The sequence below is a fragment of the Streptomyces sp. NPDC037203 genome (genome assembly GCF_055605065.1).
On record NZ_JBVJUC010000012.1, the window covers coordinates 70,150 to 95,456 of the forward strand.

A 25,307-nucleotide genomic window follows, 5' to 3' on the forward strand; every position below is an offset into this window, starting at 1 on the left:
GTACAGCGCGCCCCGATGTCCCGCTGGTTCGCCGTGCCGCCGTGGACTCGATGGTGTTCGCCCCGCAGTGGACGCACGGCCGGCTGGAGCGGCCGCGCACCGGCGAGGACGGACCGCGCACCTTCCTGGTGCCGCCCGGACAGCACCGGCTGCACCAGGAGCTGACGGAGCAGTGCCCGGACAGCAGGGTGCTGCTGCTCGACGACGCGGCGATCGCCTCGCTCGCCGCCGCTCCGGCCGCCGACGAGCACCTGGTGTTCGTCAGCCGCACCTCCTGGGCCGACGGCATCCGGGACGCCGATCTCACGGCGTTCCTCGGCCTCGTGCACGCCCTCGACCGCTGGCCGCGGGTCCGCCTCGACGTCTTCACCGACAAGGCGGTGCCCAGCCCGCTGTTCACCGCCGCCACGCATCCGGTGGACGGCGTGTACGTCGGCCTGGCACAGGCCCTCGCCAAGGAGCGGCCCGACTGGTCGGTGCGCTGCTTCTGCCTCGCGGACCTCACCGCGGCCGCGCTGTCCGAGGCCCTGGAGCGGCCCCTGCCGACCGTGCCGGACAAGCCCGTGTGCGTCCGCGGCGACGAGTACGCCGTCGCGTCCATGGAACCGGCGTCCCTCCCGGCCTGGCCCGCCCGCTCGGCGTTCCGCACCGGGGGCACGTACGTCATCGTGGGCGGCACCGGCGGACTGGGCGGGCTGCTCGCCGAGTACCTGGCCGCCGTCCACCGGGCCGAGGTGGTCGTCATCGGGCGCCGCCCGGCCGAGGACTTCGCCCCGGCCGCGCAGGCCCTGCGCGAGGCGGGTGCCCGCGCGGTCCACTACCACCAGGCCGACCTGGCCGACGGCCCGGCACTCAAGCGCGCGCTCGACGCCCACGAGGTCGTCCACGGCGTGGTGCACTCCGCGCTGGTGCTGGAGGACTCCGCCCTCGCCACCATGAGCGAGCGGGTGCTGCACGACGTACTGCGCCCGAAGCTGCACGGCACCCGCCATCTGATCGAGGCGCTGCGCGGCCGGGACCTCGACTTCTGCCTCTTCTTCTCCTCCGTGCAGGCCTACATCGCCAGCGCCGGGCAGGGCAACTACGCCGCCGCGTGCGTGGCCAAGGACGCCTGCGCGGACCTGCTCGACCACGCCCTGCTGATCGACGCCAAGGTCGTCAACTGGGGCTACTGGGGCGGGATAGGCGTCGTCGCGAAACCGGAGTACCGCGCGCGCATGGAAGGGCTGGGGATCGGCTCGATCGAGCCTGCCGAGGGGCTGGCCGTCATCGAGCGGTTCCTCGCGTCCGAGCACCGACGGATCACCTGTGTGAAAGGAACGGAAGAGGCGTTGGAGCGCATGGGAATCACGCCGCACAAGCCCGCCGCCACGGTGTCGTCCGCCGATTCCGCGACCGTCCTCGACGACGTGGTGCCGGCCTTCAGGGACGAAGACACGGACGTCGCGCACAACCGGGACCTCGCCGAGCGGCTGGAGGCGTACACCCGGTGGCGGCTGGCGCAGGTGCCGCTGCCGGCGACGGCGATCGCCAAATACGCCAAGCTGCGGGACGCCATCGCGGCCATGCCGCCGGCGCACTCCCTGCCGCTGGACGAACTCCTGCGCCGGTACCCGGAGCTGGAGGGCCACTGCAAGCTGCTCGACCGGTGCCTGAAGCACCTGCCGGACGTGCTGAGCGGCGCCACCGACGCGGTGGAGGTGCTCTTTCCCGACGGGTCCTTCGAACTGGTCGCGCCCGTCTACCAGAGCAACCCCATCGCCGACTACTTCAACCGGATCTGCGCCCGCGTGGTCGCCGCCTACCAGCGCCGCTCGGCGGGGCGCCCGCTGCGCGTCCTGGAGATCGGCGCCGGCACCGGCAGCACCACCGGGTTCGTGCTGCCGGAGCTGGACCCGCACGGCGTCGACTACCACTTCACCGACCTGTCCTACGCGTTCCTGCACAAGGCGCGGGACGCCTTCGGCGCCGACTACCCGTTCCTCACCTACGAGATCTGCGACATCGAGAACCCGCCCGAGGACTACACCGGCCGCTTCGACGTCGTCGTCGCCACCAACGTCCTGCACGCGACGTCGAACGTCCCCGGCACGCTGCGCAACGTGCGCAAGGCGCTGCGCGAGGGCGGGATCCTGGTCCTCAACGAGATCACGGCACGGCAGGACTACGCCACGCTCACCTTCGGCCTCACCGACGGCTGGTGGCTCAGCAACGACCCGTACCGCATCGAGCACAGCCCCCTGCTCTCCAGCGACCAGTGGCGTTCGCTCATGCACGAGGCCGGCTTCGGCGCGGTGCGGCCCCACGGCGGCGACGGCCAGCAGGTCCTGGTCGCGCTGGCCGGCCCGGCGGACGAGCCGCCCGCCGCCGTCCCGGCTCCCGAGGCGGCGGGGGCCGTCGATGTGCGGGGTGCGGTGGAGGGGTTCGTGCGTGAGGTGATCGCGGGGACGATGCGGCTGGATGTGTCGGAGGTGGAGTGCGACCGGCCGTTCCGTGACATGGGGATCGATTCGCTGATCTCGATGGAGTTGCTGAAGCCGTTGCGTGAGCGGGTGGGGTATGTGCCCGCGACGGTGTGGTTCGAGTATCCGACGGTGGATCGGCTGGTGGAGTTCCTGGTCACCGAGTACGCCGACGCGGTGGCCGAGTCCTTCGGCGCCGCCACCGCCACCGCCACCGCCGCCGTCCCGGCTCCCGAGGCGGTGGGGGCCGTCGATGTGCGGGGTGCGGTGGAGGGGTTCGTGCGTGAGGTGATCGCGGGGACGATGCGGCTGGATGTGTCGGAGGTGGAGTGCGACCGGCCGTTCCGTGACATGGGGATCGATTCGCTGATCTCGATGGAGTTGCTGAAGCCGTTGCGTGAGCGGGTGGGGTATGTGCCCGCGACGGTGTGGTTCGAGTATCCGACGGTGGATCGGCTGGTGGAGTTCCTGGTCACCGAGTACGCCGACACGGTGGCCGAGTCCTTCGGCGCCGCCACCGCCGCCCCCGCCACTGCCGAGGAGCCGGTACGGCCGGAGCAGACCGAGGCCACCGCGCCGGCCGGGCGGACCGCCCCGCAGCAGGGCGAGTTCGCGCCGCGTCCCGGCGACATCGCCGTCGTCGGCATCGCCGCGCGGCTGCCGCAGGCGTCGGACGTCCGGCAGTTCTGGGACAACCTGCTCGACGGCCTGGACTGCACCTCCACCGTGCCCCCGGAGCGCTTCGGCACCCGCCTGACGGACGGCGCCGCACCCCTGTCGTACACCGACCGCGGTGCCTTCGTCGACGACATCGACGCCTTCGACCACACCTTCTTCGGCCTCACCCCGCACGACGCGGCCCGCATGGACCCCCAGGAACGCCTCGTCCTGGAGCAGACCTACCTGGCGATGCTGGACGCCGGCTACAGCCGGGCCAGGCTCGCCGGCAGCGACACGGGAGTGTTCGTCGGCGTCATGAACGGCGGATACGCCTGGCACACGACCACCGAGCCCGGTGCGCAGCCACCCACCTCGGCGTTCTGGTCGATGGCCAACCGCGCCTCGTACCACTTCGACTGGCACGGGCCCAGCATGGCCGTCGACACCGCGTGCTCGGCGTCCCTGACCGCGCTGCACCTCGCCTGCCAGTCGCTGCGCACCGGCGAGTGCGACCGCGCCGTCGTCAGCGGCGTCAACCTCATCACGCACCCCCGCCAGTACCAGCTCCTGTGCGGGCTGGAGATGCTCTCGCGCGCCGGGGAGTGCCGTCCCTTCGGCTCCGGAGCCGACGGCTTCGTGGACGGCGAGGGCGTCATCAGCCTGATGCTCAGGCCCGCCGAGGACGCCCTGCGCGACGGCGACCGGGTCTACGCGGTCATCAGCGGTTCGGCGGTCAACGCGGGCGGCCGGGCGAACGGCTACACCGCGCCCAATCCCGAGGCCCAGTCCGCGCTCGTCGCCAAGGCCCTCGCCGCGGCCCGGACCTCCCCCGAGGAAGTGGGGTACGTCGAGGCCCACGGCACCGGCACCGCGCTGGGCGACCCCATCGAGCTGCGGTCCCTGGCCAAGGCCTACGCGGCGGCCGGCACCGGCCGCATCCGGCTGGGCTCGGTGAAGTCCAACATCGGCCACCTGGAGTCGGCGGCCGGCCTGAGCGGGGTGCTCAAGGCGGTGCTCCAGATGCGCCACGGCTCCCTGGTGCCCTCGCTGCACGCGGAGCCCCCCAACCCGCACCTGGACTTCGACGCCACCCCGTTCACGCTCGCCGCACGGACCGAGCGCTGGCCCGCGGACCTCCCCCTGGTGTCCGCCGTCAGCTCCTACGGCGCGGGCGGGGCCAACGCCCACGTCGTCCTGCGCGGAGTGCCCGAGCCCCCCGCGCCCGCGGCGAACGCCACCCCGCGGCGGGACCGCTACGTCATCCCGCTCTCCCACCACACCGCCGCGGGGCTCCAGTTGGCCATGGACGGGCTGCGGGAGTGGCTGAGCGGGCGGCGCGTGGACATGGACGCCCTGGCCTACACGCTCGCGTGCTGCCGCGACAGCTTCGCGCACCGCGTCGCGATCGTCTGCCGCGACCAGGACGAGCTGGTCCGCGCCCTGGAGCGGGACCTGCCGCGCCGGCCCCGGCGCGGGACCGCGCCGGCCCCGGCGGCGGCGGAACTGACCGCCCGCACGGCCGAGGACATCGCGGCCCTGTACGAGTCCGGCGGCACCCCGGACTGGGACCGCTACTACCCGAGGACCACCCCCGTCGAACTGCCCGCCTACCCGTTCCTGCGCCACCGCCACTGGGTCGACTCCGCGGAGTCCGGCTTCCGTTCCCTCGCCACGCTGGTGTCCGCCCACCGGATCGACGGCGTGGCCATGGCGCCGGCGGCCTGGACGCTCGCCGTCCTCGCCGACCGGGCGGAGGGCCGGGCGCTGGGCAACGTGCTGTGGCAGAAGCCGATCACCGACCCCGGTGCCCTCGAAGTCCGCGAGCGCGGCGGCGAGATGTCGCTCGTCGACCGCGTCACCGGCGACGTGTACTGCACCGCCGAGGCAGGGGCGCCCGCACCGGTCGGGAGCCCGCCCGACCTGCCCGCCGCCACGCGCAGGCAGTCCAGGACGGAGATCTACGACGCCTTCCGGCGGCTCGGCTACGACTACGGCGAACCGCTGCGCGGTGTGCGCTGGGCCGAGGTCGGACCGGACACGGTACGGGCCTTCCTCCACGTGGACCACGACTGGGGGTACGGCCTGTCGCCCGCGCTGCTGGACTGCGGAATGCAGCTGTCCATCCTGCTCGCGGCCGAACGGACGCCCGACGCCCCGGTGTTCGTCCCCTGCCACCTGGGCCGGCTGACCGTGGTGCGGGCCCCGCGCACCGAGGCGGTGTACTGCCACTGCGTGACCCGGCCGGGCGGCTCCTCCCCGAGGACCCGCACCTACGACTTCTTCTTCACCGACGAGAACGGCGACGTCCTCGTGGCCCTGGAGGAAGCGGTGTCCGTGGCGATCGACGGCAGCGCCCCGGCGGCGACCCGGCACGGCGCCCCGGCGCCCGCGCCGGCCGCCGCGCCGTTCACCGTCCTCGAACTGAACTGAGGGGGGGCGGCGATGGCCGGCGATGTCGTGATGTTCCCCGGACAGGGCTCGCAGCGCATCGGCATGGGCAAGGAGGTGTTCGACGCCTACCCGCAGCTGTGCGACAGGGCCGACGAGATCGTCGGCCACTCGCTGCGCGAGCTGTGCCTGAAGGACCCGGACGGACGGCTCAACGAGACCTCCCGCACCCAGGAGGCGGTCTATTTCGTCAGCTGCCTGATGTACCTGGCGTACGCCGAGGAGCACGGCGCGGAGCAGGTGCGCTGCCTGACGGGCCACAGCCTCGGGCTGTACCCGGCTCTGTTCGCGGCCGGCGTCTTCGACCTCTTCGAGGGACTGGAGATCGTCTCCCGGCGCGGCGCCCTGATGCAGGAGGCGCGGGACGGGGCGATGGTGGCGGTCCTCGGACCGCGGGCGAGCGAGATCGACGACCACCTCGCCCGGCTGGAGTTCTTCGACGTGGACGTGGCCAACTACAACAGCCCGGAGCAGGTCGTGCTCAGCGCCCTGAAGCCGCGCCTGGAGGAGCTGGTGCCGCGGCTGGAGGAGACCGGCCACCGCTGTGTGTGGCTGCCGGTCAGCGGGGCCTTCCACTCCCGCCACATGGAGCCGGCCCGGCTCCGGTTCGCGCAGTTCCTGCGGGACCGCACGTTCACGCCGCCCACCAAGCCCGTCGTCTCCACGACGAGCGGCCGGACGCTGGGAGCCCGTCACCTGCTGGAGGAGATGGTCTTCCAGCTCGTCAAACCGGTGCGGTGGTGGCAGACCGTGACCCATCTGTCCCGTACCGGACACAAGACCTTCGACGAGGTCGGTCCCGGCCGGGTGCTGACCAAATTGAGCGCAGAGATCCTCGGCGACGAACCCTCGCCGCAGGCCGAGCCCAGGAAGTGATGACCGTGGTAGAAGCAAAAAGCAGGATCGCCGTTGTCGGCGGCGGCGGCTCCGGGTCCGTCGCGGCCTGGCTGCTGGCCCGCAGGCACGACGTCACCCTCTTCGAGGCGGACGAGTACCTGGGCGGCCACGCCTACAGCCACCCGGTCGAGACGGACCAGGGCACCCTCCACGTCGACATGGGCGTGGAGCACTTCAACGAGAAGCTCTCGCCCAACCTGTTCCGGCTGCTGACCGACTTCGGCATCGGCACCTATGTCGCCCCGTCCTCGGTGCACGTGGACTTCCCCGGCGAGCAGCAGTCGTGGAACAACCTCGACTTCCTCGGCGAGCTGCGCGAGGAACTGCACGAGGAGTTCGACCGGTTCCACCAGGAGATGAACCAGCTGCCCACCTCGGGCGACGACTCGTACAAGCAGATGAGCATCGGCGAGTACCTGGACAAGCACGGGTACTCCAAGAGCTTCAAGTACAAGGCGATGAACCCCATCCTGAGCATCTACTCGGGCTGCCACGCGCCGTCGCTCGACTACAACCTCATGTACGTCGCGCTGTCGTTCAGCATGAACCTGCTCTCCTTCTTCTCCGCCGGGTACTGGCGCAAGGCGCAGGGCGGCATCCACTCCTACCTGGCCAGGATCGAGAGCGACCTGGGCGAGCGGGTCCGCCTGAACACGCCCGTCGAGGCCGTCGTACCGACGCAGTCCGGGGTGACCGTGCTGGCCGGCGGGCAGGAGCACCACTTCGACCAGGTCGTGTTCGCCACGCACGCGGACGTGACGCTGCGGCTGCTGCGCACCTCCGACCAGCAGTACCGGGACCTGCTCGGGGACTTCGCCTACGTGCCGGTCGAGAGCGTGCTGCACCAGGACGAGAGCTGGCTGAGCCCGGCCGGCGGCGGCGCCTACTGCCAGTTCCGGATGCCGGAGGGCTTCGAACTCGACCGCGCCGAGGAGCAGATGGGCAGCCTGACCCGCAACTGCAACGTGCTCCACCCCTACCGGAAGGTCTCCTCGCCCATCCTGATCACCTTCGACCCGCAGGAGGACGTCGACCCCGAGCGGGTCATCGTCCGCCGCGAGTGGAAGCTCCCCCAGCTCCGGCCGGTGGACGTGCGCCGCAAGAAGCGGCTGCACGAGATCCAGGGTCTGAACGGCCTCTGGTTCTGCGGCACCGACACCAGCGTCACCGGCCACGAGGGAGCGATCGTCTCCGGCATGGTGATCGCGGACCGGCTGGGTGTCCCGCACCCCTTCCCGGACGACGCCCCCGCCGCCGCGCAGTTCCGCGGCATCAAGGAATTCATGGGCGTGTGAGCCAGCACCCGCCCGCCTGTCGCAGCCTCACTTTCTCTCACGGGGATGACCCATGGAATCGCTAGCACCTCGATACACCGACCTCGCCGCCTCGGACCTGCCCGGCGCGCAGGCCGGAGCCACGGTGGTGATCACCGACCGGCAGGACATCGCGTCGGCGGCCCGCTCCATCGGCGCCGAGTGCTGGCACTGCGACCCCGCCACCGAGAGCGACGAACGGATCGGGCGGGAACTGGGCCGGTACGCCGCCCGGTGCACCACCCTGGTGGTGGCATGGGGCGACGGGCACGCGGACGGCACACCCGAGTACGACGCGGCGCTCCGGTTCGCCCGCGCCGGTCTGGCCCTGCTCCAGGCCGTGCGCGGGTCGGGGCGCCCGGTCCGTCTCGTCACGCTGTCCCGCACCGGGGACACACTGCCCGCGCTGCTCGACGGCATGGCCAGGACGGCGGCGCTGGAGTGCCCGCTCGTGCACACGGCGGTCGAGTGGAGCGGCACCGTCACCCCGCGGCGGCTGCGCGCGTGGATCGATGCCGGTGCCGGCCGGCCGGGCGCGGTGCTGCGGGCCGAGGACGACCGGATCGGGCTCCTGGAGCACACGCCCCGCCCGCTGGAGGGCACCGGGGCGCGCGAGGTGTTCGGCGACGGCGACTCCGTCGTGGTCATCGGCGGGGCCGGGGGCATCGGACGGCAGCTGTGCCGGTATCTGAGCCGGCACTGCGGCGTCCGGGTGTTCGTCCTCGGCCGCGGCACGCCGGGTCCGCGGGTGCGGGAGGCGCTGAAGGAAGCGGGCGTGCACAGCCATCTCGGTGCCCCCGCCGACGACCCCGAGGCGCTCGACGGCGCCCTGCGCTACCTCCACGACCGGTTCGGGCCCGTCAAGGCGGTGTTCAACCTCGCCGGAGTGCTCGACGACTGCCTGCTGTACCACCTCACCCCCGACCGCCTGGAGCACGTCCTGCGGCCGAAGGTGGCCACCGGCCTCAACCTGGCGGCCCTCACCGGGCCGCACCGGCCCGGCATGGTGGTGCACTTCAGCTCGCTGACGAGCGTCACGGGCAATGTGGGCCAGGCGGCCTACGCGGCGGCCAACGCCTTCCTCGACCGGCTGAGCGCGCACCGGCCCGACTGGTACAGCATCAACTGGGGCCTGTGGGACACCGACGGCATGCGGATGCCGGACGACGACGGCTCCGGGCTGCGGGCGATGCCGCCCGAGCAGGCCTGCGACACGCTGCTGCGGGCCCTCGCCACGGGGACGCGCCAGTTGGTCGTCTACGACGGACAGCCGGGCCTCCTCGCCACCGGGACCGGGGCCCCCGACCCCTCCGCACCGCCCCGCGCCGCCGCGGACGCGCCCGCGGCGGGCTCCCGCGACGGCGGGCCGTCCGCCGACGGCCTCCTGGCCGGCACGACCCGGTGGCTGCGGGAGCTGATCGTCCGCCACAGCGGGCTGCGGGGGCTGCGCGACGACGAGAACCTGCTGGAGCAGGGGCTGGACAGCGTCGGCAGCATCCGCGTCAGCAGGGACATCGAGAGCTGCCTGGGCATCGCCGGCTCGTCCCGGCTGAGCCGCGCGGTCCTCTTCGAGTACCCGACGGTCGCCGCGCTCGGCGCCCACCTGGCCGAGACCTTCGCCCCGGAGCTGGAGACCTTCCTCACCCGCGAGGACTCGCCCTCCCCGCAGCCCACCGCGCCCCCGGAGCCCGCCGCCTCCCCGGAGCCCGTGCCGGCACCGGCGGTCCGCGCGGCCGGGACACCGCCCCGGTCCGCCGGTCGGCAGCGGGCGTCCGCTCCCGTGGCGGCCCGGTCCGAGGACGCTCCCGCGGCGGACGCCTACCGCCCCGACGACATCGCCGTCATCGGGATGGCCGGGGAGTTCCCCGGCGGCGCCGACACCGAGGCGTTCTGGCAGGCGCTGCTGCGGGGCGACGACGCGGTACGGGTGATCCCCGGCGACCGCTGGGACTGGCGCGAGAACCACTCCTTCGCCCCCGACGAGCCGGGCACCGCCTACGGCCGCCACGGCGGATTCCTCGACCACGCCCTGGACTTCGACCCCGTCTTCTTCAACATCGCGCCCCTGGAAGCCCGGTTCATGGACCCGCAGGAGCGCCGCTTCCTGCAATCCGTCTACCACGCCCTGGAGGACGCCGGGTACTTCGCCCGGCCGACCGGCGACATGGGCGTCTTCGTGGCCGCCATGTTCGGCCACTACCAGGACCTCACCGCCGCCGACCGGGTGGTCGGCAGCTCGTTCGCCGCCATCGCCAACCGGGTCTCGTACGCCTTCGACCTGCACGGCCCCAGCATCGCCCTGGACACCATGTGCTCCGGCGGCCTCACCGCCCTGCACCTGGCCGTGCGCAGCATCCGCGCCGGGGACTGCGCGCTGGCCGTGGCCGGCGGGGTGAACCTGATGACGCACCCCGGCAAGTACCGCCTGCTGTCCGAGGGCAGGTTCCTCAGCCCCACCGGCCACTGCCAGGCCTTCGGCGTGGAGGCGGACGGCTACGTCCCCGGCGAGGGAACCGCCGCCGTGGTCCTCAAGCCGCTGTCCGACGCGCTGCGGGACGGCGACCGGGTGCACGCCGTCATCCGGGCGACGGCGGTGAACTCCGGCGGCCGCACGGCCGGTTTCACCGTGCCCTCGGAACGGGCCCAGCACCGGGTGATCGCCGCGGCCCTGGCCGAGGCGGAGATCGAACCGGGCGCGGTGACCTACGTCGAGGCCCACGGCACGGGCACCCGGCTCGGCGACCCGATCGAGGTGCGCGCCCTGGGCCGGGCCTACGGCGGACCCGAACAGGGCCGCGCCTACCTGGGCTCGGTGAAAAGCAACATCGGCCACCTGGAGTCGGCCGCGGCGATGGCCGGACTGGTCAAGGTCGTCAAGCAGCTCGCCCACCGGACCCTGGCGCCCACCCTCCACTGCGCGCTGGAGAATCCCGACCTGCACCTGGCGGACTCGCGTTTCGCCCTGGTCAAGGAGACCCTGCCCTGGCCCAAGGGCAGCGGTCCCACGCGGTTCGCCGGACTCAGCTCGTTCGGCGCGGGCGGCGCCAACGGGCACGCGATCGTCCAGGAGTTCGTGGCACCCCCCGACACCGCCCCCGTCCCCGCGTTCCCGTGCTACTTCATCCCGCTCTCCGGGCGCGACGAGGCCGCCGTGCAGCGGCGCGCGGACCAACTGCTCGCCGCCCTGCGCGACGCCCCCGACACGGCGTCGTACCTGTACGGGCTGAGCTACACCCTGTGCTGCGCCCGCCAGCACTTCCGGGTCCGGCGCGGCTACTGGGCGACCAGCGTGGCGCAGCTGGCCGAGCGGCTGGAGCACGCGGCCGGCGCCGCCCCGGCCGCACCGCCGGCCGACGACGCCTGGGCCGAAGCGGCAGCCGCCTACCTGGCCGGCGAGCGGGCCGACTTCGCGGCGCTGTTCCCGCGGCCCATGCTGGTGGACGCCCCGCTCTACCCCTTCGCCCGCGAGCGGTACGTGGCCGAGACGCTCGACCACGCCAACCGCCCGCCCGCCCGCACGGCCCCGGCCGCACCGCAGGCCGCCCCGGCGGGGGACGACACCCTGCTGCTCACCCCGGTGTGGCGGCCGCACCCGGCCGAGGAGCCGGCCGGTGCCCCGCCGCCCTGCGTCCTCGTGCTCACCGACCGCGGCCCGCGGCCCCCGCTGCCCGAACCGCCCGCCGGACTCCGGCTGATCCGGGTCACCCCCGGTGACACGCTGGTGATCGAGGCGGACCGGATCGAACTGCCCGAGGGCGACGACACCGCCGCCCGGCGGGCCCTGGACCACCTCACCGGCGATCTGGGCCTGGACCACCTGTACTGGCTCGACCTGCGGCGCGAGGTGACGGCGGCGGCCCAGCTGTCCTTCGCCAAGGCCGTGCAGGGCTGCCGTACCCCGTCCACCGTCCTCGGCGTGACCCGCGAGAGCGAGGCGGCCGAGGCGCGCGCCTGGGCCGGATTCCTGCACGGACTGGCGGAGGAGAACCCGCATGTCCGCACGGTCCAGGCGCGCCGCGCCGGCGACGGTCCGGCGCTCGCCGACGGCTGGGGGCCGCTGCTGGACGAGCTGCGCGCCGCCCGCCGGCCGCTCACCGAGGTCCGGTGGGCCGACGGCACCCGGTACACGCGCGAGCTGACCGAACTCCGCCTCGTGGACGGGCAGCGCGCCGGCGTCCGGCTGCGCACCGGGGGGACCTATCTCGTCACCGGCGGCCTGGGCAAGGTCGGCCGGGCCATCACCGAACTCCTCGCCGAGCGGTACCGCGCCACGGTGATCGCCGTGGGCCGCTCCGCGCCGGACGCCGCGCAGCGGCAGTGGATCGCCGGCACACCGGGGCTGCACTACGAGCAGGCGGACATCACCTCCGCGGCCCGGACCCGCGAACTGGTCGACACCGTCCGCGCGCGCTTCGGCGGCATCGACGGCGTCGTCCACTGCGCCGGTGTCGTGCGCGACGCCCTGGTGCAGAACAAGTCGGCCGGGGACGCCGAGGCGGTGCTCGCGCCCAAGCTGCGCGGCACGCTGAACCTGGACCGGTGCACCGCCGACCTGCCGCTGGACTTCTTCTGCGTCTTCTCCTCCATCTCCAGCGTCATGGGCAACACCGGGCAGAGCGACTACATCGCCGCCAACCGGTTCCTGGACGAGTTCGCCGCCGAGCGCGCCCGGCGCGTGGCGGCGGGCGAGCGCGGCGGCCTCAGCCTGTCGGTCAACTGGCCGCTGTGGCTGGACGCCGAAGACGAACGGCGCGAGCAGTACCAGGCGCTCGCCGCCTTCCTGCGCGGCCAGTTCGGGATGGAGCCGCTCTCCGCGCGCCGCGGCGCGCAGCTGTTCCTCGACCTGGTCGACGGCCTGCCGGCGACATGCCATCAGGTCGTCCCCTGCGTCGGCGACCTCGCGCGGATGCGGCAGCGGCTGCTGCCCGGCGCCGCCCCGGCCGCCGCGCGACCGGCCCCCCGCCCCGGCGCGACGCAGGAGGAGCTCGGCGCACGGCTCCTGGAACTGGTGCGCGCTCAGACCGGCCTGAGCGCCGAGGACATCGCCTTCGACAGCAGGTGGGGCGACCTCGGCTACGACTCGGTCATGCTCCAGCACCTGGCCCGGCGGCTCGGCCCCGAGTTCGGCGTGGAGACCCCGCCCAACGCCCTGTTCAAGTACAGCAGTATCGCCTCGCTGAGCGCCTATCTGCGGGACCAGGGCGCGGCCGGCGCACCGGACACGCCGGGCGAGGACGCGGCGGGCGCACCGCAGGGACCGGACCGGGACGCACCGGACACACCGGCTGCCCCGGACCAGGGCCGGGCGCTGGCCGTGCCGCGGCCCGCGCCCTCCGGCACGGCGGAGCGGAGCACCGGACGCGGCCGGTACGCCGTGGTCGGCATGAGCGGCATCATGCCCGCGGGCGAGAACCTTGCGGACTTCTGGCGGCTGCTCGTCGAGAACGGCAGCGCCATCCGTCCCGTGGAACGCTGGAAGAACCGCGACCGGCAGTACTTCGCGGGCACCATCGACGACCACGACGCCTTCGACCACTCCTTCTTCGGACTCTCCGCCCGCGAAGCGATGCTGATGGACCCGCAGCACCGACTCTTCCTCCAGAGCGCCTACAACGCCCTGCTGGACGCCGGCTACGCGCCGGGATCGCTGCGGGAGGTGGGCGTCTTCGCCGGAGTGCAGTTCAGCGAGTACCAGACGGCCCTCCAGCACAGCGAGGACCGCGCCCACCCGTACACCGTCACCGGCAACGCGCACGCCATGCTCGCCAACCGCGTGTCCCACCTGCTCGACTTCACCGGACCGAGCCAGACGGTCGACACGGCCTGCTCCAGCGGCCTGGTCGCGCTGAACCGGGGTGTGCTCTCGCTGGCGGCCGGGGAGTGCGACGTCGCTCTCGTGGGCGCCGTCAGCGTGCTCGTCGACCCGGCCGCCACCGACGCGGCGAGCGAACTGGGCGTGCTCTCCCCCGACTTCCGCTGCGCCACCTTCGACAAGGACGCCAACGGCTACGTGCGCGCGGAGGGCGTGGGGTGCGTGGTCGTCAAACGGCTCGACGACGCCCGGCGCGACGGCGACGCCGTGCTCGCGGTGATCGAGGCGGTGGCCGAGAACCACGACGGCCGCTCGAACTCGCTCACCGCACCCAACCCCGACGCGCAGGTCGCCCTGCTGAACCGGGTCTACACCCCGGAGCTGGCCGAGCGGGTCTCCCACATCGAGGCGCACGGCACCGGCACCAACCTGGGCGACCCCATCGAGATCGGCGCGCTGCGCACCGCGTTCGGCCGGCTGGCCCCGCACCGCGAGCCGGGCAGCATCACCCTGGGCGCGGTGAAGACCAACGTGGGCCACCTGGAGCCGGCCGCCGGCATGGCGGGGCTGCTGAAGCTGCTGCTGTGCCTGCGCCACCGCCGCCTGCCGGCCAACATCAACTTCAAGGAGCTCAACCCGCTGGTGGAGCTGGCCGGTTCGCCCTTCCGGCTGCTGCTGGAGAACGAGCCGTGGGAGCGGGGCACCCCCCTGGTGGCCGGTGTCAGCTCCTTCGGGTTCGGCGGGTCCAACGCGCACGCGGTCCTCTCCGAGGCACCCGCCCCGGCGTCCGGGCCGGCGGCGTCGCGGCCGTACTGGCTCATCACCCTCAGCGCCCGCTCCCGTGCCTCGCTCACCGCGATGCGCGACGGCCTGCTGGAGTGGCTGGACGGCCCGGAGGCCCAGCACGCGGAGCTCGGGGACATCGCCCACACCCTGGCGGTCGGCCGCGACCATTTCGAGTACCGCCTGGCCTGGGTCGTCTCCGACACCGCGGAGCTGCGCCGGCGGCTGGCGCAGGCCCGGCCCGAGGAGGCGGCCAAGTGCCGGTCCCGGCGGCTGACCACACACCCGGTGCGGCTGCCGGCCCCGACGGACCCCGGCCACCGCGCGGCGCTGGACGAGGTACGGGCCCGCTACGCCGAGGGCGAGGAGTTCGCATGGGAATCGATGTTCGAAGGCGAGCGGTTCGCCCGGCTCCATCTGCCGGGCTACGCCTTCGAGAAGAACCGGTTCTGGTTCGAGTGACCGGCACCGGCAAGGCAACGGCGCGCCGGCGAACCGGCCAGGGAATCGAGAGTGGGAATGGACGAGCTGCTTGAGGACGACACCCCGGTCGTGGTCGGCATGGCCTGCCGGTTCGCCGGCAGCGACGGCCTGGGGGAGTACTGGGAGCGCCTGCGGCTCGGCCGCAGCGCCCTGGGCACCACCGGCCGCTGGACGGAAGAGGAGGACGCCGGGTCCTTCACCGGCGGCTTCCTGGACGGACACCAGGAGTTCGACGCGCGGTTCTTCCGCATCTCGCCGAACGAGGCGCAGTGCATGGACCCGCAGCAGCGCATCCTGCTGCAAACGGTGCAGCACGCCGTCGACGACGGCTATCTGACGGCCGCCGACCTGCGCGACCTGGACTGCGGGGTGTTCGCCGCCGGGCTGCCCGGCGACTACCGCACCCTGGTGGCGCGGCGCGCCGACCTGGTCTACGGCACCCACAGCTTCCTGGGCAACGCGCCCTCGACGCTGTCGGGCCGCATCTCCTACTTCTACGACGTCAACGGCCCGTCCCTGACGCTGGACAGCGCCTGCTCCTCGTCGCTGGCGGCGCTGCACGAGGCGGCGCTCAACATCCGGGCCGGACAGTGCCGTGCCGCGATCGTCGGCGCCGTGTCGGTGTTCAGCACCCCGGAGGTGCTGCGCTTCGCCCAGCGTTCCAGGATGAGTTCCCCCGAGGGCGCCTCGCTGCCCTTCACCGACGCGGCCGACGGCTTCGTACCGGCCGAGGGCGCCGCCGCGCTCGTCGTCATGCGCCACGACGAGGCACGGGCCCGCGGACTGCGCGTCTACGGAGCGGTCCAGGCGACCGGCACCAACCACAACGGCACCACCAACGGCCTGATGGCGCCGAGTTCCAAGGCCCAGTCCCGGCTGATCGCCGAGCTGTACGACCGCGAGAAGATCGACGCCTCGCAGATCGCCTACCTGGAGACGCACGGCACCGGGACCCCGCTCGGCGACCCCATCGAGCTGGAGGGCCTGCGCTCCGCCTTCCGCCGGGCCGGCGCCGACGGCTGCCACCTCGGCGCCGTGAAGCCGCTCATCGGGCACACCCTCGTGGCCTCGGGCCTGGCGAGCGTCGTCAAGGCGCTGCTCGCCTTCCACCACGCGACGATCCCGCCGGTGGCCGCCGCCGGCGAGGCGGTCTCCTACCTCGACGTCGCGCCGTTCAAGGTCAACCGGGAACCGCTGCCGTGGCCCGAGGACAAGCCGCTGTGCGCGATCAGCGCCTTCGGGTTCACCGGCTCCAACGGGCACGTGGTGCTGCGCCGGCTGCCGGACGCGCCGCCGGCCGCCGACGCGGTGGACCGCCGGCCGGGGCGGGCGCTGCCCTTCTGCCTGTCGGCCGAGTCACCGGACAGCCTCGCGGCGCTCGCCGACCGCTGCCGGACGCTGGTCGCCGAGCTGCCCGGAGACCGGCTCTGGGACCTCTCCCAGCTGCTGCTGCGCCGCCCGAGGCTCACCCACGAGACGGTGGTCGTGGCCCGTACCCGCGACGAACTGGGCACCGCCCTCGAGGCGTTGGCCCACGGCGGGTCCGAGGGCCCGGCACCCCGGAGCGCGGACACCGCCCGTCTCGACGACGACCTGCGCGAGCTGGTCACCCGCTGGCGGGCACAGGACATGCCCGCCGTGCAGCGGCGGCTCGACGCACCGGCCGACCTGGCCCGGATCACGCTGCCCGCCTACCCCTTCGACGGCCGGCGGCACTGGCTGACCGGCGAAGCCCCGGCACCGGCCGCGCCGCCGGTCCCGGACGCCCCGGAAGCGGCGACCGACGCCCTCGCCCGCGAACTGTGCGCCCGGCTGTCCGCCCTGCTGGGCTATGACGAGGACAGCGACCAGGTCGTACCCGGCACCAGGATCGCCTCGCTCGGCCTGGACTCGCTCTCCGCCGTCCAGCTGCTCAGCCCCTACCAGAAGGCCGGAAGCGCCATCAAGGCGCACGACCTGTTCCGCCACGAGACGGTGGCCCATCTCGCCGCGGCCATCGGCGGCCGGCCGCTCGCCCCGCCGCCGACGCCCCCGGCCCGCGAGCCCGGCACGACCCGCAGGGGAGGCGCCGGGCCGGACCACGCGCCGCTGATCCGGTGGTCGGCGTACGGCGACGGGGGGCGGCCCACCCTGCTGCTGCCCCCGCTCAACTGCGACGAGCGGGCCTGGGCCCAGCAGATCCCGGCCCTGCTCCGGGCGGGACGCACGGTCTACGTCCCGGAGTATCCGGGGCACAACGACACCCCCTTCGACGAGGAGCGCTTCTCCTTCGAGGCGCTCGCGGACGAGGTGGCCGGCTTCCTGCGGGACACCGCCGACGGCCCGGCCGACCTGGTCGGCTGGTCCCTGGGCGGCTGCGTGTCGACCCTGACCGCCCTGCGGCACCCGGAGCGCGTCGCCTCGCTGGCCCTCGTCAGCTGCGCACCCAGCTACGGCGAGGACGCCTTCGAGCGCACCCTCGACCTGCGCGAGGAGCTGCGGCTGCACGGGGGGCTGCTGGAAGCGGTGTTCGGCGAGGGCGGCAACCTGGCCGAGAAGTTCGGCGGGAACGCCTCCATGGACGTGCTGCGCTGCTACTACACGGACCTGACCGCCTTCGACGTCGTCGACCGGCTCCCGGACATCACGGCGGACTGCCTGGTGCTGCGCGGCGTCGGCGACTGCGTCCTCGACGCCGAAGCGGTCGAGCTGTACTCCAGGATCCCCGGAGTGCGGGTGCGCGAGTTCGAGGACCACGGGCACTATGTGCCCCTCACCGCGGCGCGCGCCGTCAACAGGACGCTGGCCGCGTTCTGGGCCGGGCGGGGCTGACCCCGCGAACGCCGTACGACATCCGGGAACACACCTACTCACGGGATTGGATCGGTCGCGGAACATGCTGGTACGCGCGGACAAGACGGCGGTCGTCCTCTTCGACATGCAGCTGGAGCTCATTCCGCTGCTGCTGGAGGGCACGCAACTGCTGCACAACACCTGCTGGGTCGCGGAGGTGGCGCGGGAGTTCGACGTCCCGCTGCTGCTGACCGAGCACAAGAAGCTGGGCGGACTCTCCCTGTCGCTGCACGAGGCGGCCGAGGACGCGCCCCGGCTGCCCAAGGAGCACTTCGACTTCCTGCGCGAGGAGCCCATCGCGCGGCATGTGGCCGACACCGGCCGGGAGCAGTATGTGCTGGCCGGAGCGGAGACCCATGTGGTCGTCCTCCAGTCCGCGCTGAGCCTGCTGGAGCAGGGCAAGACGGTCTTCGTGCTGGCCGACACCGTCTCCGCCCGCAACCAGGCGGACCACGAGCTGGGACTGGCCCGGCTGCGGCAGCTCGGGGTGCACCTGATCACGCGGGAGATGTTCTTCTTCGAACTGATCCGCAACTCCGAGGACGGCCGCTACCTCGAACTGGCCAAGAAGTACCTGGACGGCCGGTACATCCGCTGACCGGGCGGGTCCGGGGCGCCCGCCCCGGACCCCCCGCCCGCGGGCGGCCCGGCCCTCACCCGGAGGGCACCAGCCGCCCGCCGGCCAGCTCCAGGAGCCGGTCGCGGTGGCGCTCGCGCAGCGCCCGGTCGTGGGTGACCATCACGACCGGACCCGTGAAACGCTCGACCGCCGCCAGCAGTTGCTCCACCAGCACCAGGCTGAGGTGGTTGGTGGGTTCGTCGAGCAGCAGCAGATGCGGGCGCCGGGCGAAAAGCAGCGCGAGGTCCAGGCGCCGCCACTGGCCCACCGACAGCCGGTTCGCCGGGGTGGCGAAGTCCCGCGGAGCGAACAGCCCGAACCGGGTCAACTCGGCCGCTGCGTCGTCGAGATGGGTCTCGCGACGCGCGGCGAAGGCCTCCAGCAGCCCGCGCCGCTCCGCACCGAAGTCGCTGTCCTGCGGCAGGTATCCGATGCGCAGCCCCGGCGCCCGCTCCACCACCCCGGCGTCCGGCTCCCGCTCACCCGCGAGCACCGACAGCAAGGTCGACTTGCCCGCGCCGTTCGGCCCGCTGATCACATAGCGGCTGCCGGCGGCCAGCGTCAGCTCCGCCCCCCGCAGCACCTCCCCGGCCAGCAGACCGGTGGCCCGCAGCAGCACACCGCCGGCCGGCTCCGCGACGCCGTCGGTCTCCTGGTCGGGCGCCGGGGGAGCGAAGTCCAGGGGCTCCGGCGGACGCGGCACCGCCTCGCCCAGCAGCTCCCGAAGGTGCTGCTGGGCGGCACGGGTCCGGCGCGCGACGGCCGCCTCGGCCGCGCTGCCCATGGCGTTGTACGACAGCTTGTCGTTGTCGGCGCGGCCCGCGAACACCCGGCCGCCCGCGTGCGCCCGCTCCAGCCGCCGCCGGGCCTCGGCCACCTCCCGGCTCCACTCGCGGTACCGCTGCCACCAGCGCTCCCGGGCCGCCGCCCGCTCGGCCAGGTAGTCCCGGTAGCCGCCGCCGTAGCGCACGGTGGCACCGCTGGGGCCGTCCAGGTCGACGATGGCGGTGACGGCCGTGTCGAGCAGCGCCCGGTCGTGGGAGGCGATCAGACACGGTCCCTGGTAGGCCGCGAGCCACCGCACGAGCCAGTCCACCGCCCGGTCGTCCAGGTGGTTGGTGGGCTCGTCGAGCAGCAGCCCGGCCGGTTCGTCCAGGACCAGGCAGGCCAGCGCCAGCCGGGCCCGCTCGCCTCCCGACAGGGTCCCGATGCGGCGGTCCCGGTCCAGCCCGGCCAGCCCGAAGACGTCCAGCACCTCACCGACGCGGGCACTCAGCTCCCAGCCGCCGCGCCGGGTGAACTCCTCCTGGAGACGGCCGTATTCCTCCATTACGGCATCGAGATCGCCCGACTCGGACGACATCCGCTCCTCCGCGGCGTGCATGCGCGCGGACAGCTCCCGGAACTCCGCCGTCGCCTGTGCGAGCACGTCCTCGATGGTGGAGCCCGGCGGGAAGTCCGGCTGCTGCGCCAGGAAGCCGACCCGGCCCGTCACCGCGCGCACCACCCGGCCGCGCTGCGGGGCCAGCTCGCCGGCGAGGGCGCGCAGCAGGGTGGACTTGCCCCGGCCGTTCTCGCCGATCAGACCCACCCGCTCGCCGCGGGAGACCGAGAGCGACACGTCGTGCAGCACCACCCGGTCCCCCAGCACGCAGCGCAGGTCCTCGGCGAGCAGGTGCGCCGAGCGGTGGTCGGCGGACAGGACGTCCTGCCCGTGGTCGGGCGGTGCGGGGGCGTCACTCATCGGCGGGCCCCCCGGTCTCCAGCAGCCGGCCGTCCGCCAGCCGCAGCCAGCGGTCCACCCCGATCTCCTTGACGAACCGCTCGTCGTGGCTGACCACGATGAACGCGCCCTCGTAGGAGTTCAGGGCTCCCTCCAGCTGCTCGACGCTGTCCAGGTCGAGGTTGTTGGTGGGCTCGTCGAGCAGCAGCAGCTGCGGCGCCGGCTCGGCACCCAGGACACAGGCCAGGGTCGCGCGCAGGCGCTCGCCCCCCGACAGGGCGCCGACCGGAAGGTGCGCCGCGGCCCCGCGGAAGAGGAAGCGGGCGAGCAGGTTCATCCGCTCCGCCTCCGGCTTGAGCGGCGCGTAGTCGGCCAGGCACTGCGCGACGGTACGGTCGAGCGGCAGGGTGTCCAGGCGCTGCGAGAGGTAGGCGATGCGGCCGTCGGCCCGCTTGAACTCGCCGCGGTCCGCCTCGAGTTCACCGCTGATCACGCGCAGCAGGGTGGACTTGCCGACGCCGTTGCTGCCGGTCAGCGCGATCCGCTCCGGCCCCCGGATGGTGAGGCTGACCCCGTCGCCGGCGAAGATCTCCCGCCCGCCGTAGCGCACGTTGATCCCCTCGCCGAGGAAGACGGTGCGGCCGGCCGGCACATTGGTGTCGGGCAGCTCCAGCGCGATCCTGCGGTCGTCCCGCAGCATCCGGCTCGCGTCGTCCAGCCGTGCCTTGGCGTCGGCGAGGCGCTGGCCGTGCGTGTCGTTCGACTTGCCCGCCGATTCCTGGGCGCGCCGTTTGAGCGTGCCCGCCGCCATCTTGGACATGCTGCCCTTGCGGTACGCCCTGGCCCCGATGCCGGCCCGGCGCACCGCCCGCTCCCGCGCCTGCTGCATCTCCCGCTTCTCCCGCTTGACCTGCTGCTCGGCGGTGCGGATGTTCTTCTCGGCGGTCTCCTGCTCGGCGCGTACGGCCTCTTCGTAGTCGGTGTAGTTGCCGCCGTACAGCCGCATCTCACCCGATTCGAGTTCGGCGATGGTGTCCATCAGGTCGAGCAGCGCCCGGTCGTGGCTGACCACCAGCAGGCAGCCGCCGAAGCTCTCCAGCACTTGGTAGAGCCGGCGGCGGGCGTCCAGGTCGAGGTTGTTGGTCGGTTCGTCCAGCAGCAGTACGTCGGGCCGCTTGAGCAGCTGGGTCGCCAGGCCCAGCGAGACGACCTGGCCGCCGCTGAGGTCGTGCAGCCGCCGGGTCAGCGCGATGTCGCCGAGCCCCAGGCGGTCGAGCTGGGCCCGGCTGCGTTCCTCGATGTCCCAGTCGTCGCCGATGGTGGCGAAGTGCTCCTCGCTCACGTCCCCGGACGCGATCGCGTCCAGCGCCTCGATGACCGGGGCGATGCCCAGCACCTCGGCCACGGTGAGGTCGCCGGTCAGCGGGAGGGTCTGGGGCAGGTAGCCGACCAGGCCCTGCACGGTCACCGAGCCGCGGTTCGGGCGCAGCGCGCCCGTGATCAGCTTGAGCAGGGTGGACTTGCCCGCGCCGTTCGGCGCGACCAGACCGGTGTGGCCTTCGCCGACGGACCAGGACAGGTCGTGGAACACCGGGGTGCCGTCGGGCCAGGAGAAGGAGAGATTCGAGCAGACGATGCTGGCGTCGGTCATGTACGCAGGCCTCGCAAGAAGATGCGGGCGCGCAGCGGCGCGCCCAAAGGATGGGAAGGTCAGAGCGCGTGGGGGTACGGCCACGGCACCGCGCACGCACGGTGCGCAGCGGTGGCAGTCGACATCCGGGGATCACCCGGTGATGTCGTCGTCACCCGCGATAACCACGGCTCCCTCTCCTTCGTCTACACCATCCGTGCTTCACGGTACCAGAAAAGATCCCTCCCCACAGGCGCTGTTCGGCCACGGACGCGGCAGGACCGGTGCCTCAACGGGCCCGAGTCGTGAACCGCTTGAGGAAAACCGGAGAGACATTGTGTGCTTTTCCCCGGCGTCGTTACCGTCCCCTCGCTCAGTGTGAAATCCGTTCTGTGAAAAGGAGCACCGGCATGCGGACCTCCGGCAAGGAACTGCCCGCCAAGAAGGCATGGCACCGTCCCGATTTCGTCACCATCGACACCGGCATGGAAGTCACCGCCTACTTCAGCCGCTGACCCGCCGCTGAGGAAAGGACGCAGGCATGTCGATGTCCGTGACGCGCGAGGTGGCCGCCCCCTGGAGCGAGGCCGAATTCCGGCAGCGCCTCCACGCACTGGAGTCGTCCTACTGGGACCGGCACCCGTTTCACCGGCGGATGCACGAAGGACTCCTGGACGAGGGGGAGTTGCGGCTGTGGGCGGCCAACCGCTGGTACTACCAGCGCTGTCTGCCGCAGAAGGACGCGGCGATCGTGGCCAACTGCCCGCTGCCCGAGGTGCGGCGGCAGTGGCTGTCCAGGATCGTCTACCACGACGGGGCGGACGCCTGCGCGGGCGGTGCGGAGAAATGGCTGCGTCTGGCCGAGGCGGTCGGGCTGCGCAGGGACGAGGTGCTCGACGAGCGCCTCGTCCTCGCGGGCACCCGCTTCGCCGTGGACGCCTACGTGGACTTCGCCCGCCGCCGCCCCTGGCTGGAGGCGGCCGCCTCCGGACTGACCGAGCTGTTCTCGCCGGGCCTGCTCGCCCACCGGCTGGGCCGCCTCAGGGAGCACTACCCGTGGATCGCGGAGGAGGGCTTCGAGTACTTCACCGCGCGCATCGAGGTGGTGGGCCCCGAAGGCCGTTCCCTGCTCGATCTGGTCGCCCGGCACGCCGTCAGCCGGGAACAGCAGGAAGCCTGTGTCCGCGCCCTCGCGTTCAAGTGCCGCGTGCTGAACGCGGTCCTGGACTCGCTCGACTACCACACCGGAAACGGAGCCACGCGGTCATGACCGGCCTGCCCGAACCCACCGTGCCCCGGCTGCGGCCCGGAGTCCGGCTGACCCGCGACCCGGCACGCGGCGAACTGGCCCTGCTGCCCGAGCGCGTCGTCGTTCTCAACGACACCGCCGCGGCGGTGCTCGCCCACTGCGACGGCACCACCAGCCTCGCCGGCATCGTCGAGCGCCTCGCCGAGGAGTACGAGGGCGTCAGCGCCGAGGACGTCCATGAACTGCTCCTGCGCCTGGCGCAGCGCCGGGTGGTGGACCTGCATGGCTGACCCCGCCGTCGGCGCCCCCGCGGGGATGCTGATCGAACTGACCCACCGCTGCCCGCTGCACTGCCCCTACTGCTCCAACCCCCTCGAACTCGTGCGCCGCGAGGCGGAACTGACCTGCGAGCAGTGGACGGACATCCTCACCCAGGCCCGCGAACTCGGCGTCGTACAGATGCATTTCTCCGGCGGCGAGCCGCTGGCCCGCCCGGATCTGCCCGACCTCGTCGGCCACGCCCGGCGGCTCGGCGCCTACGTCAACCTGGTCACCAGCGGCGTCGGCCTGACCGCCGAACGCGCACACGACCTGGCGCGGCGCGGCGTTGACCACGTCCAGCTCTCGCTCCAGGACGCCGACCCGGCCGCCGGCCAGGCCATCGCCGGCGCCCGCGTGCACACCGCCAAACTGGAGGCGGCGCGGGCGGTCACCGCCGCCGGGCTCCCGCTCACCGTCAACATCGTCCTGCACCGCGGCAACATCGACCGCACCGCGCGAATGGTCGACCTCGCCGTCGACCTGGGCGCCGACCGGATCGAGCTGGCCAACACCCAGTACTACGGCTGGGGGCTGCGCAACCGCGCCGCGCTGATGCCCACCGCCGCCCAGCTCGCCGCCGCCCGCGAGGCCGTGCGGCACGCCCGCACGCGGTACGCGGGCGGCCCCGAACTGGTCTACGTGGCGGCCGACTACTACGACGACCGGCCCAAACCCTGCATGGACGGCTGGGGCAGCACCCAGCTGACCGTCACCCCCGCAGGTGACGTACTGCCGTGCCCCGCCGCGTACGCCATCACCACCCTCCCGGTGGAGAACGCGCTGCGCCGCCCCCTGTCGGAGATCTGGTACGCCTCGCGATCCTTCAACGCCTACCGCGGCACCGGCTGGATGCGCGAACCGTGCCGTACCTGCCCGGAGCGCCACGCCGACCATGGCGGCTGCCGCTGCCAGGCGTTCCAGCTGACCGGCGACGCCGCCGCCACCGACCCGGCCTGCGGCCTGTCCCCGCACCGGTCGCTGGTGGACGCGGCACTGGCGGAGGTCACCGACGGCCCGGCACCGGCGTTCGTCCCTCGGGGTCCGGTGCCGGCGTGAAAGTGATCCTGCTCGGCACCGCCGCGGGCGGCGGCTTCCCCCAGTGGAACTGCGCCTGTGCCCTGTGCGCCCGCGGCCGATGCGGCGAACTGCCCGCGCGGTCCCAGGAATGCGTCGCCGTCAGCGGCGACGGACGCGACTGGTGGCTGCTCAACGCCTCCCCCGACATCCGCACCCAACTCCTCGCCGCGCCCGCCCTGACGCCCGGCCCCGGCCCGCGCGACACCCCCGTACGCGGCGTGCTGCTCACCGACGCCGAGGTCGACCACGCGCTGGGGCTGGCCGTCCTGCGCGGCGCCACCGGTCTGACCGCGTACGCCGCGCCCCCGGTGCGCGGCGCGCTCAGTGCCGAGCTGCCCGTGCGCGGCCTGCTGGACCGCTACGCCCCCTGGGACTGGCGGGACGCCACCGCGCCCGGCGGCTTCGCGGTGGCCGGCGGGCTCACCGTCACCGCGCACCCGGTCGGTACCAAGGCCCCCAAGTACGCGCACGCCCCGGACCCGGACGCCCCCTGGGTGTGCGCCTACCGCATCGAGGACCCGGCGACCGGCGGCGCCCTGGTCTACGCGCCCTGCCTGGCCACCTGGCCGGACGGCTTCGACGACCTGCTGGCCTCGGCGACCTGCGCCCTGCTGGACGGGACCTTCTTCAGCGCCGGCGAACTGGGCACGGCGACCTCCTCCGCGGGCGCCGGGCAGTCCCTGATGGGCCATCTGCCGGTGGCCGGACCCGGCGGCAGCCTCGCCGCCCTCGCCCGCCACCGGGGACTGCGCCGGATCTACACCCACCTCAACAACACCAACCCCCTCCTCGACCCCTCCTCCGCCGCCCACGCGGCGGTGCGCGAGGCCGGCGTGGAAGTGCTGCCGGACGGCAGCGAACTCGTCCTGTGAACGCCGGTATTCCTCAAGCGTGGCTCAAGCGTTTCTCAAGCGTCGCTCCAGCATTATCCGACCCGTTCCGGTTTCCGGCTCGACCCGATCCGACACCCGCGAGGGCCGAATCCGGGTACGGTGCGG

General features: G+C 73.2%; 13 protein-coding genes. 11 read left to right on the plus strand and 2 right to left on the minus strand.

The window, feature by feature from the left end; translation table 11 throughout:
• Positions 1-50 precede the first annotated feature (50 nt).
• The 6 genes from ACZ7EC_RS27430 to ACZ7EC_RS27455 all read left to right on the plus strand — a co-directional run bounded on the left by ACZ7EC_RS27430 (position 51) and on the right by ACZ7EC_RS27455 (position 18,288).
• Positions 51-5,552: a beta-ketoacyl synthase N-terminal-like domain-containing protein gene (locus ACZ7EC_RS27430; RefSeq protein WP_471066948.1), complete on the plus strand. Its 5,502-nt coding sequence runs from the start codon at positions 51-53 to the stop codon at positions 5,550-5,552.
• A 12-nt stretch (positions 5,553-5,564) separates the two neighbouring features.
• Positions 5,565-6,446, plus strand: coding sequence for an ACP S-malonyltransferase (locus tag ACZ7EC_RS27435; protein WP_011113096.1), 882 nt, complete (start codon positions 5,565-5,567; stop codon positions 6,444-6,446).
• Complete coding sequence (locus tag ACZ7EC_RS27440; protein WP_471066673.1) at positions 6,446-7,762, plus strand: FAD-dependent oxidoreductase; 1,317 nt, start codon at positions 6,446-6,448, stop codon at positions 7,760-7,762. The genes ACZ7EC_RS27435 and ACZ7EC_RS27440 overlap by 1 nt, the downstream gene beginning before the upstream one ends.
• A 52-nt stretch (positions 7,763-7,814) precedes the next feature.
• A complete protein-coding gene (locus tag ACZ7EC_RS27445; protein WP_471066675.1) occupies positions 7,815-14,837 on the plus strand; it encodes an SDR family NAD(P)-dependent oxidoreductase in 7,023 nt (2,340 codons plus the stop codon).
• 57 nt (positions 14,838-14,894) lie between these two features.
• Positions 14,895-17,669, plus strand: coding sequence for an alpha/beta fold hydrolase (locus ACZ7EC_RS27450; protein WP_471066677.1), 2,775 nt, complete (start codon positions 14,895-14,897; stop codon positions 17,667-17,669).
• A gap of 64 nt (positions 17,670-17,733) precedes the next feature.
• Positions 17,734-18,288 carry a hydrolase gene (locus ACZ7EC_RS27455; RefSeq protein WP_471066679.1) on the plus strand — a complete coding sequence of 185 codons (555 nt, stop codon included), beginning with the start codon at positions 17,734-17,736 and terminating at the stop codon, positions 18,286-18,288.
• Between the two features lie 55 nt (positions 18,289-18,343).
• On the opposite strand, the gene ACZ7EC_RS27460 is transcribed toward ACZ7EC_RS27455, so the two are convergent.
• Both ACZ7EC_RS27460 and ACZ7EC_RS27465 read right to left on the minus strand, forming a co-directional pair.
• Positions 18,344-20,053 (minus strand): ABC-F family ATP-binding cassette domain-containing protein, encoded by a 1,710-nt coding sequence (locus ACZ7EC_RS27460; RefSeq protein WP_471066681.1) that lies wholly within the window; start codon positions 20,051-20,053, stop codon positions 18,344-18,346.
• Positions 20,046-21,683 (minus strand): ABC-F family ATP-binding cassette domain-containing protein, encoded by a 1,638-nt coding sequence (locus tag ACZ7EC_RS27465; RefSeq protein WP_011113090.1) that lies wholly within the window; start codon positions 21,681-21,683, stop codon positions 20,046-20,048. The genes ACZ7EC_RS27460 and ACZ7EC_RS27465 overlap by 8 nt, the downstream gene beginning before the upstream one ends.
• A 389-nt stretch (positions 21,684-22,072) precedes the next feature.
• Here ACZ7EC_RS27465 and pqqA point away from each other — a divergent pair, with 389 nt between their 5' ends.
• Genes pqqA through pqqB form a run of 5 tightly spaced genes read left to right on the plus strand, consistent with a single transcriptional unit; the run spans position 22,073 to position 25,181 of the window.
• On the plus strand, positions 22,073-22,177 hold the full coding sequence (pqqA, locus tag ACZ7EC_RS27470; RefSeq protein ID WP_011113089.1) for a pyrroloquinoline quinone precursor peptide PqqA: 105 nt from the start codon (positions 22,073-22,075) through the stop codon (positions 22,175-22,177).
• Between the two features lie 26 nt (positions 22,178-22,203).
• Positions 22,204-22,932 carry a pyrroloquinoline-quinone synthase PqqC gene (gene pqqC, locus ACZ7EC_RS27475; RefSeq protein WP_359382753.1) on the plus strand — a complete coding sequence of 243 codons (729 nt, stop codon included), beginning with the start codon at positions 22,204-22,206 and terminating at the stop codon, positions 22,930-22,932.
• Positions 22,929-23,201, plus strand: a complete 273-nt coding sequence (gene pqqD / locus ACZ7EC_RS27480; protein WP_471066683.1) for a pyrroloquinoline quinone biosynthesis peptide chaperone PqqD — start codon at positions 22,929-22,931, stop codon at positions 23,199-23,201. Before pqqC ends, pqqD begins: the two co-directional genes overlap by 4 nt.
• A complete protein-coding gene (gene pqqE / locus ACZ7EC_RS27485) occupies positions 23,194-24,288 on the plus strand; it encodes a pyrroloquinoline quinone biosynthesis protein PqqE (protein WP_471066684.1) in 1,095 nt (364 codons plus the stop codon). Before pqqD ends, pqqE begins: the two co-directional genes overlap by 8 nt.
• Positions 24,285-25,181 carry a pyrroloquinoline quinone biosynthesis protein PqqB gene (pqqB, locus tag ACZ7EC_RS27490; protein ID WP_471066686.1) on the plus strand — a complete coding sequence of 299 codons (897 nt, stop codon included), beginning with the start codon at positions 24,285-24,287 and terminating at the stop codon, positions 25,179-25,181. The genes pqqE and pqqB overlap by 4 nt, the downstream gene beginning before the upstream one ends.
• Positions 25,182-25,307: the final 126 nt, after the last annotated feature.